The organism is Streptomyces kunmingensis (genome assembly GCF_039533535.1).
Classification (GTDB): domain Bacteria; phylum Actinomycetota; class Actinomycetes; order Streptomycetales; family Streptomycetaceae; genus Streptomyces; species Streptomyces kunmingensis.
The window spans coordinates 17,438-27,472 of record NZ_BAAATS010000024.1; the positions used below are offsets into that span (position 1 = coordinate 17,438).

Below are 10,035 nucleotides of genomic sequence, written 5' to 3' on the forward strand. Positions count from 1 at the left end.
GTCAGTTGTCCCGTACGTCGAGGTCGGTGCCGAGTGCCAGCTCGACGAGGTCGGCAACGTTCATGTCGTCGATGCGTTCCACGGCTGTGGCCTCGGTGTCCGGCTCCGGTGCCGCGGCCTGCTGCGGGGCGGCGGCCAGTTCGAGGAGGGCGTCGAGCAGGCCGGTCTCGCGCAGCCTGCTCAGGGGAATGGTGTGCAGGGTGGACCAGGTGGCCGCTTCTTCCGGGCTGTGGGCGGCCGCCTCGGAGCCGGTGCCGAACAGCCGGATCGTCAGATAGCGGGCGAGGGCCGGGAAGGTGGGATGGTCGAAGACCAGGGTGGTCGGCAGTTTCAGGCCGGTGATCGCGGACAGCCGGTTGCGCAGGGCCACCACGGTCAGCGAGTCGAAGCCGAGGTCCCGGAAGGAACGGTCGGATTGGAGCTCGGCGGCCGAGTCGTGGCCGAGGGTCACGGCCGCCTCGCGCCGGACCCGGTCCAGCAGCACGCGTTGGCGTTCGGCGTCGTCCAGTGCGGACAGTTCGCGTACGAGGGCGGTGGCGCTGTCGCTCTCGTCGGCCGCGACCGCCTCGGAGTCGGCGAGTGCCTGCCGGGCCTCGGGTACGCCGAGGATGAGCGGCCGGTGGCGGGTGGCGCTGTAGGCGGGGGCGAAGGCCCGCCAGTCGATGTCGGCGACGGCCAGGTTGTGCTCGCCCCGGCCGACGGCGTCGGCGAGCGCGGCGACGGCGAGTTCGGGGTCCATCTGCCGGTTGCCGAGCCTGCGCAGATGGGCGGCGGTGTCGACGTCGACCATGCCGCCGCCGTCCCAGGCGCCCCAGGCGATCGACACGAACGGCAGGCCGGCGGCGCGGCGTTCGGCGGCGAACGCGTCGAGGTGGGCGTTGGCCGCGGCGTAGCCGATGCGTCCGGAGTTGCCCCAGGTGCCGGCGCCGGAGGAGAAGAGGACGAAGGCGTCGAGGTCGAGATCGTGGGTGAGGTCGGCGAGGTTGCGGGTGCCGGTCACCTTCGGGGCGAGGACGGAGGCCAGTTCGGCGGGGGTCAGTTCGTGCGCGGGCAGTTCACGTCCGCTGGTTCCCGCGGCGTGCAGCACCGCGCGGACCGGCGGGCCGTCGGCGCCGATCTTGGCGAAGAGGTCGCCGAGGGCGGACCGGTCGGCCAGGTCGCAGGCCGCGACGAGGACGTCGGCGCCCAGATCGCTGAGGTCGTCGAGGAGTTCGGGCATGCCGTCGGCGGCCTCGCCGCGGCGGCTGACCAGGACGATCCGGTCGGCCCCCGCGCCGGCGGCCCAGCGTGCCACCCGGCTGCCGAGCGCCCCGGTGCCGCCGGTGATCACCACGGTGTCCCGTGGCCGCCAGGGTGTCGCCGGCCCGTCGGCAGGGGCCCGGACGAGGCGGCGTGCCAGTACGCCGTCCGCCGTGACCGCGAGGTGTTCCTCGCCGGTGGCGCCGCCGAGCACGGTGCACAGTCGGGCGGCGGTGTCGTCGTCGAGTTCGTCCGGCAGGTCGACCAGTCCGCCCCAGCGGCGGGGCAGATCGAGGCCGAGGACGACGCCCGCGCCCCACAGGAGTGCCTGCGCGGGGTGGCGCGGCGGCCGGCCGGGGCCGGTGTCCACGGCACCTGTGGTGGCGAGCCACAGCGGGGCTTCCAGGTCGAGTTCGGCCAGGGCTGTCACAGCGGTCAGGGCCGTGGAGAGTCCGGTGGTCACGGCGGGGTGCCCGGGGTGCGGGGTCTCGTCGAGGCCGGTGAGCCCGAGGACACCCGCGAGGCCGCGGTCACCGAGCGCGTCCCTGATCCGGCGGGCCAGCCCGGAGGCGTCGTCGCCCGCGTCCGCCCGTACGTCGACGACATCGGCGCCCGCCTGTTCCAGGGCCCGGGCGGCGGTGTCCGCGAAGCGGTCGTGCCCGTCGGCGGGGCGCAGCAGCAGCCAGCTCCCGGCCAGTGGATACGGCTGCGCGGCCGGTACCGGCTCCCACCGGGTGCGGTAGCGCCAGCCGTCCAGGGTGGAGCGGGCCTGGCGCCCGGTGTGCCAGCGGGACAGCGCGGGCAGCACGGGCTCCAGTTCGTCCCGGTCCAGGCCGGTGTGGTCGGCGAGCGCGGCGAGATCCTGGTGGCGTACGGCCTGCCAGAACTCGGCCTCGAAGGGTTCGGGGGCCGCGGTGTCGGCCTTCTCGAACTCCGGCCAGAACCGGCGGCGTTGGAAGGCGTACGGGGGCAGGGCGATCCGGCGGGCACCGGTGCCCTCGAAGACCTGGGTCCAGTCGACGCTCACGCCCGCGCTGTGGGCCTCGCCGACCGAGCGCAGGAAGCGGTCGAGGCCGCCGTCGAAGCGGCGCAGCGAGCCGAGGGCGGCCGTGGTGTCCTGACCGTCCTGGTCCTGTCCTGCGGCGAGGGTCTCCTCGACGGCGCCGGTCAGCACCGGGTGGGCGCTGACCTCGATCAGCGGCCCGTATCCCGCGTCGGCGAGCGCCCGCACGGATTCGGCGAACCGTACCGGCATGCGCAGGTTGCGGAACCAGTACGCGGCGTCGAACACCGGTCCTTCGGCCCAGTCCGCGGTGACGGTGGAGAAGAACGGCACCTCGGGCGCGGCCGGGGCGACCGGGGCGAGGACCTCCGCGAGGCGGGCCTCGACGGCGTCCGCGTGCGGGGAGTGGGAGGCGTAGTTGATCGGCACGGTCCTGGTGCGGACGGAGTGGCCGGCGCAGAGGGCGGCGAACTCCTCCAGCGCGTCCGCGTCACCGGAGACGACCACCGAGCTGGGGCTGTTGACCGCTCCGATGTGCAGGCGGCCCTTGTACGCGCCGAGCAGTTCCTCGACCCGGTCCTGCGGTGCGGCCACCGAGAGGAGGCCGCCGAGTCCGGCGAGCGCGGTGACCACCCTGCCGCGCAGGCACACCACCCGGGCGGCGTCGCGCAGGGTGAGCGCGCCGGCGAAGCAGGCGGCGGCGATCTCGCCCTGGGAGTGGCCGACGACGGCAGCAGGTTCGACGCCGTAGGAGCGCCAGAGTTCGGCCAGTGAGACGGTGACGGCGAAGGTCGCGGGCTGCACCACGTCGTCGCTCTCGAGGCCGGGTGCGCCGGGTGCCGCGCGCAGGACGTCGGTGAGCTTCCAGTCGACGAACTCGGCGAGCGCGGACTCGCAGCGGGCGATGCTGCGGGCGAACCGTGGTGAGGCGTCGATGAGGCCGGCCGCCATGCCGGCCCACTGGGAGCCTTGGCCGGGGAAGACGAACACCGGGCGGGAGGCCGGGCGGGCGACACCCTCGACGACGCTCGCCACGGGTTCTCCGGCGGCCAGCGCGTGCAGCCCCTCGAGGAGTTCGTTGCGGTCGGCGCCGACGAGCACCGCGCGGTGCTCGAAGGAGGACCGGACCGTGGCGAGGGTCAGTCCGACGTCGACGGGGTCCGCTTCGCGTACGGCGGGCAGCAGGTGGCCGGCCTGGGCGCGCAGGGCGGTCTCGTTCGGCGCGGACAGTGTCCAGGCGACGGCCGCGGGCGGTTCGCGGTCCGCGTCGGGCCGGGCGTCGGCGTCGGGTGCCTGCTCGAGGACCACATGGGCGTTGGTGCCGCTGATGCCGAAGGAGGACACGGCGGCGCGGCGGGGCCGTCCGGTGTCCGGCCAGTCCTGGTTCTGCCCGAGCAGCCGTACGGCGCCGGACTCCCAGTCGACCCGGGACGAGGGTTCGTCCAGGTGCACGATCCTCGGCAGGACGCCGTGGTGCATGGCCAGGACGGTCTTGATGACTCCGGCGACACCGGCCGCGGCCTGGGTGTGCCCGAGGTTCGACTTGAGGGCGCCCACCAGCAGCGGGGACCCGGGCCGGTCCTGGCCGTAGGTGGCGAGCAGGGCCTGGGCCTCGATGGGGTCGCCGAGCGGGGTGCCGGTGCCGTGCGCCTCGACGGCGTCGATGTCGGCGGCGTCCAGCCGGGCGTTGGCGAGGGCCTGGCGGATGACGCGTTGCTGGGAGGGGCCGTTGGGAGCGGTGAGGCCGTTGGAGGCGCCGTCCTGGTTGACGGCCGAGCCGCGGACGACACCGAGGACGGTGTGCCCGTTGCGGCGGGCGTCGGAGAGCCGCTCCAGCAGGATCAGGCCGACGCCCTCGCCCCAGCCGGTGCCGTCGGCGTGCTGCGCGAACGGCTTGCAGCGGCCGTCGGACGCGAGTCCGCGCTGGCGGCTGAACTCGACGAACACGGTGGGTGTCGACATCACGGTGGTACCGCCGGCCAGGGCGAGGGAGCACTCGCCGGAGCGCAGCGAGGCGACCGCCATGTGCAGCGACACCAGGGACGAGGAGCAGGCCGTGTCGACGGTGACGGCCGGTCCTTCGAGGCCGTACGTGTAGGCGAGGCGGCCGGAGGCGACACTGCCCGCGGTGCCGGTGCCGAGGTGTCCCTCCAGGTCGTGGGCGCGGCCGTGCAGCAGCGACGGGTAGTCGGTGTACATCAGCCCGATGAAGACGCCGGTGCCGGTGCCGCGCAGGGAGCGGGCGGGGATACCGGCGCGTTCGAACAGCTCCCAGGAGGATTCGAGCAGCAGCCGCTGCTGGGGGTCCATGGCGAGGGCCTCGCGCGGCGAGATCCCGAACGGGGCGGGGTCGAACCGGTCGGCGTCGTCGAGGAAGCCTCCCTCACTGGCGTAGCTGGTGCCGGGCCGGTTCGCGTCCGGGTCGAAGAGCGCGGCGAGGTCCCAGCCCCGGTTGTCCGGCATCGGGCCGACGGCGTCGTCGCCGCGCAGCACCAGCTCCCAGAGCTGTTCGGGGCTTTCGACGCCGCCGGGCAGCCGGCACGCCATGGAGACGATCGCGATCGGCTCGGTGTCGGCGCCGGTGGTGGCCAACGCCGCGGGGGCGGTGCGGTGCGCGCGGCCGGCCGTGGGGCCGCCGGCGGCGGACTCCAGGTGTGCGGCGAGGGCCGCCGGGGTGGGCTGGTCGAAGATGACCGAGGCGGGCAGTCTGAGGCCGGTCTGCTCGCTGAGCGCGTTGCGCAGTTCGACGGCCATCAGCGAGTCGAAGCCGAGCTCGGAGAAGGCCTTGTCGGGGTCGACCGCGCCCGCCGAGGAGTGCCGCAGGATGGTCGCCACCGTGGCCCGTACGAGATCGATCATGCGGGCCGGGCGGGCGGCCCGGCCGGTCGTGCCGGTCGTGCCGGTCGTGCCGGTCGTGCCGGTCGTGCCGGGCTTCTCGTGGCGGACCAGGCCGCGCAGCAGGGCGTGCATCGCCTGCTTGCCGTCCTGTCGGCGCAGGACGGGGAAGTCGAACGCGGCGGGCACCAGGGTGGCGTCGGGGCTGCCGAGGGCCGTGTCGAACAGGGCGAGTCCCTCGGGTCCGCTCAGGCTGAGCACGCCGAGGCCTGCGGCGCGCTGCAGGTCGACGTCGCTGAGCCCGCCGACCATGCCGTCCTGGCCCTCCCACAGGCCCCAGGCCAGCGACAGGCCGGGCAGCCCCTGGCGGCGGCGGTGTTCGGCGAGTGCGTCGAGGTGGGCATTGGCGGCGGAGTAGTTGCCCTGGCCCGGCCCGCCGAACGTGCCGGCGGCCGAGGAGAACAGGATGAACGCCGAGAGGTCCAGGTCCCGGGTCAGTTCGTGCAGGTTGAGCGCGCCGTAGACCTTCGGGGCCAGTACGGCGTCGATCCGCTCAGGGGTCAGGGACTGGACGATGCCGTCGTCGAGGATGCCGGCCAGGTGGACGACCGCGGTCAGCGGACGGTCCTCGGGCACCGTGGCGAGCAATTGCGCCAGCGCGTCCCGGTCCGCCACGTCGCAGGCCACGAGTCGTACGTCGGCGTCGAGCCCGGTCAGTTCGGCGGCTTCCGCGGAGCCGGGCCCCGATCTGCTGGTCAGCAGCAGGTGCCGGACGCCGTGCGTCCCGACGAGGTGGCGGCACAGGGCGCGGCCGAGGCGTCCGGTGGCTCCCGTGACCAGGACCGTGCCGTCGGGGTCGAAGGCGGGCGGCCGCTCCTCGGCGCGGGGCGCGGTCCGGGCGAGCCGGGGCACGTACCAGCGGCCGTCACGCCACAGCAACGACGGTTCGTCGTAGGGGAGCCGGCCGACGGGAAGGTCGGGGTCGCCGGTGGTGTCCACGACGACGAAGCGGTCCGGGTTCTCCGACTGTGCCGAGCGCACCAGGGCCTGGACGGCGGCGGCGACCGGGTCGACGTCGCCGCTCTCCCCGGGCAGCAGGGCGGCGCCGCGGGTGCGCAGAACGAGCGGGGTGAAGTCCTCGCTGTCCGGCCGGGCGAGCCGCTCCTGCAACAGGGCGAGGGTGCGGTGCAGGGCCTCGCGCACCGCCTCGTGCGGGTCGGCCGGGAGCGCGGGGCCGCCCGGCAGGTCCACGACCTCGGGCGGGGCGCCGGCGGGGGCGGGCCCGGCGGGCGCTTCCACCCACTCGACGCGGAACAGTGTGTCGCGGTGGCGTGGCGCGGAGCGCAGCCGTTCGCCCGGCAGGGGGCGGACGAGGAGTTCGTCGACGGAGACGACCGGGGCTCCGGCGGCGTCCGTCGCACGCAGGGTCAGGGAGCGCTGCCCGGAGCGGCCGAGCGTGACACGCAGGCCGGTGGCGCCGGGAGTGTGCACGCTGACGCCCGACCAGGTGAAGGGGATGGCGCCGGCGGAGGCGTCGCCGCCGAGGGCGGAGGCGTGCAGGGCGGCGTCGAGGAGCGCCGGGTGCAGTTCGAAGCGTTCGGCCTCGAACTGCTGGGACTCGGGCAGTTCGACCTCGGCGTGGATCTCGTCACCGAGCTGCCAGGCCGCCCGCAGTCCGCGCAGCAGTGGGCCGTACTCCAGTCCTGCCGCGGCGAGTTCGTCGTAGAGGGGGCCGATGTCCAGGGGGGTCGCGCCGGCCGGCGGCCAGTCGGCGGCGGCCGGTTCGGCCGGGTCGGCGGCCGCGGTCAGGGTGCCGGAGAAGTGCCGGGTCCACGGCTGGTCCGTGCGGCCGGACCGGGGCCGGGCGTATCCGGTGACGGGGCGGTGCCCTGCCGGGTCCGCTTCGCCGATCACCACTTGGAGGGTGATCCGGTCGTCGGGGTCGAGCACCAGCGGTTCGGCCAGTACGAGTTCGTCGACGCGGGGGCAGCCGATCTGGGTGCCGGCGCGCAGCGCGAGTTCCAGGAAGGCGGTGCCGGGGACCAGGATCCGGTCGGCGACCCGGTGGTCGGCCAGCCAGGGGTGCGTGGCGACGGAGAGTTCCCCGCCGAGGACGAAGCCGTCCGCGTCGGCGCGTTCGATCCGGGTGTCGAGGACGGCGTGGCCCGCGGTGGTGTCGTGGCCGGACAGCGGTACGTCCAGCCAGTAGCGGCGGTGCTGGAACGCGAAGGTGGGCAGCTCGGCCGGGCGGGCGCCCGTGCCCGCGTAGAAGGCGGTCCAGTCGACGGGGACGCCGCGGGTCCAGAGGTGGGCGAGCGTCTCGGTGAGGGTCTCGGGCTCGGGGCGGTCCCGGCGCAGCAGCGGCCGGGCCACCGCCGCGTCCGGCAGGCCGGGGGCGACGGCCGCGCACAGCGGCCCGGCGGGGCCGAGTTCGACGAACCGGGCCGTGCCGAGTGCGCGCAGGGTGTCGATGCCGTCGGCGAAGCGGACTGCTTCGCGCACGTGCCGCACCCAGTGCTCGGCGGTGAACTCCTCGACGGGCCGCCCGGTCAGGTTGGACAGGACCGGGACGGCCGGCCTGCGGTACTCCACGCTGCGGGCCACGGCGCGGAACTCCTCCAGCATCCCGTCCATGTGGGCGGAGTGGAAGGCATGGCTGACAGCGAGGCGCCGGCTGTCGCGGCCGCCGAACTCGGCGGCGACGCGCAGTACTTCGTCCTCGTCGCCGGAGAGCACCACCGAGTCCGCCGTGTTGACCGCGGCGATCGAGACGCGCTCGCCGAGCAGTCCCGTGACCTCGGCCTCGGTGGCGCGCAGGGCGAGCATGGCGCCGCCGCCCGGCAGCGCCTGCATCAGCCGGGCGCGGGCGGCGACCAGCCGGCAGGCGTCCGGCAGGGACAGGGCGTCCGCGGCGTGGGCGGCGGCGAGTTCGCCGATGGAGTGGCCGATGAGGTGGTCGGGCCGTACGCCCCAGGACTCCAGGAGGCGGAAGAGGGCCACTTCGAGGGCGAACAGGGCGGGCTGGGTGTACTCGGTACGGTCCAGCAGGCCGGTGTCCTCGAACATGACGGTCTTCAGCGGGACGTCGCAGCCGGGGTCGAAGTGCGCGCATATCTCGTCGAGGGCCCGCGCGAACACGGGGTAGCCGGAGTACAACTCCCGCCCTGCTCCGACGCGTTGCGATCCCTGACCGCTGAACATGAAGGCGACGGGGCCGCCGAGGGGCTGTCCGGACACGACTCCGGGTCCGGAGGCGCCGTCGGCGATGGCGGTCAGCGCGGCCAGCAGTTCCCGGCGGTCCGTGCCCACCGCCGCCGCACGGCGTTCCAGGGGTGCGCGCGTGGTGGCCAGCGCGAGGCCGATGTCCTGGGGGTCGGGGCCGGCCGCCGCGGAGAGCAGGCGGCGTGCCTGGGCGGCGAGTCCTTCGGAGGTCTTCGCGGACACCACCCAGGGGACGAGGGGCAGCGTGCGGGGGGCATCCCCGCTGCCGGCCGGGTCACCGGACTCCGGCTCGCCGGGCCGGCCGGGGGCCTGCTCCAGGATCAGGTGGGCGTTGGTGCCGCTGGCGCCGAACGCCGAGACCGCGGCGCGGCGGGGGCGGTCGGCGCCGGTCCACGGCCGGGTCTCGGTGAGCAGCCGGACCTCGCCCGCGGACCAGTCGACGTGCCGGGTGGGTTCGCCCACGTGCAGGGTCTTGGGCAGGCGGGCGTGGCGGATCGCCTGCACCATCTTGATCACGCCGGCCACTCCGGCGGCGGCCTGGGTGTGGCCGAGGTTCGACTTGAGCGAGCCGAGCCACAGCGGCCGGCCGTCGGGCCGGTCCTGGCCGTAGGTGGCCAGCAGTGCCTGTGCCTCGATGGGGTCGCCGAGGCGGGTTCCGGTGCCGTGCGCCTCGACGGCGTCCACGTCGGCCGGGGTCAGGTCCGCGCCGGCCAGCGCCTGGCGGATGACCCGCTGCTGGGCGGGTCCGTTGGGCACGGTCAGGCCGCTGCTGGCGCCGTCCTGGTTGATGGCGCTGCCCCGGATCACGGCCAGTACGGGGTGGCCGTTGCCCCGGGCGTCGGAGAGCCGCTCCAGAGCGAGCAGGCCGACGCCCTCGGACCAGCCGGTGCCGTCGGCGTCGTCGGAGAAGGACTTGCAGCGCCCGTCGGGTGCCAGGCCGCGGTGCCGGCTGAACTGGATGAAGGTGACGGGGGTGGACATGACGGTGACGCCGCCGGCCAGCGCCAGCGTGCACTCCCCCGCCCGCAGCGCCTGGCAGGCCAGGTGCAGGGCGACCAGCGAGGAGGAGCACGCCGTGTCCAGGGTGACGGCGGGCCCTTCGAGGCCGAGGGTGTAGGCGACGCGGCCGGAGGCGATGCTCGGCGAACTGCCGTTGCCTATATAGCCTTCCAGGCCGCGCGGCGGCTGCCGGACGCGGCCGCCGTAGTCGTTGTACATCACACCGACGTAGACGCCCGTGCGGCTGCCGCGCAGCGAGGACGGGCTGATCCCGCCGCGCTCCAGCGCTTCCCAGGAGGCTTCGAGGAGCAGCCGCTGCTGCGGGTCGGTCGCCAGGGCCTCGCGGGGGCTGAGACCGAACAGTTCGGCGTCGAACTGTGCCGCGTCGTAGAGGAATCCGCCCTGTGTGGAGTAGCAGGTGCCGGGCCGGTCGGGGTCGGGGTCGTACAGCGACTCCAGGTCCCAGCCGCGGTCGGACGGGAACTCCGCGACCGCGTCGGTGCCGTCGGCCACCAGCTGCCACAGGTCCTCGGGCGAGGTGACCCCGCCGGGCAGGCGGCAGCTCATCCCGACGATCGCGATCGGCTCCGAGCTCTTCTGCTCGTACTCCGTGAGCTTGTGACGGGTCCTCTGCAGATCGGCGGTCGCCTTCTTGAGGTAGTCGCGCAGCCGCTCCTCATTCATGGGACTCATCGGTTTTCCCCTCGTCCGGACCACCTGGCGTGATGCACGTCCTG

The 10,035-nt window shown here is 74.7% G+C and carries 1 protein-coding gene; it reads right to left on the bottom strand.

Annotated features, from left to right (window positions below; translation table 11 throughout):
• Position 1: 1 nt before the first annotated feature.
• The gene (locus ABD366_RS27940; RefSeq protein ID WP_344442680.1) at positions 2-9,982 is read right to left on the bottom strand and encodes a type I polyketide synthase; all 9,981 of its coding nucleotides are present in this window, start codon (positions 9,980-9,982) and stop codon (positions 2-4) included.
• Positions 9,983-10,035: the final 53 nt, after the last annotated feature.

Bases quoted from the DNA above. Each gene is read 5' to 3' on its own strand.
- ABD366_RS27940 (WP_344442680.1), bottom strand. From the start codon at position 9,982: ATGAATGAGGAGCGGCTGCGCGACTACCTCAAGAAGGCGACCGCCGAT.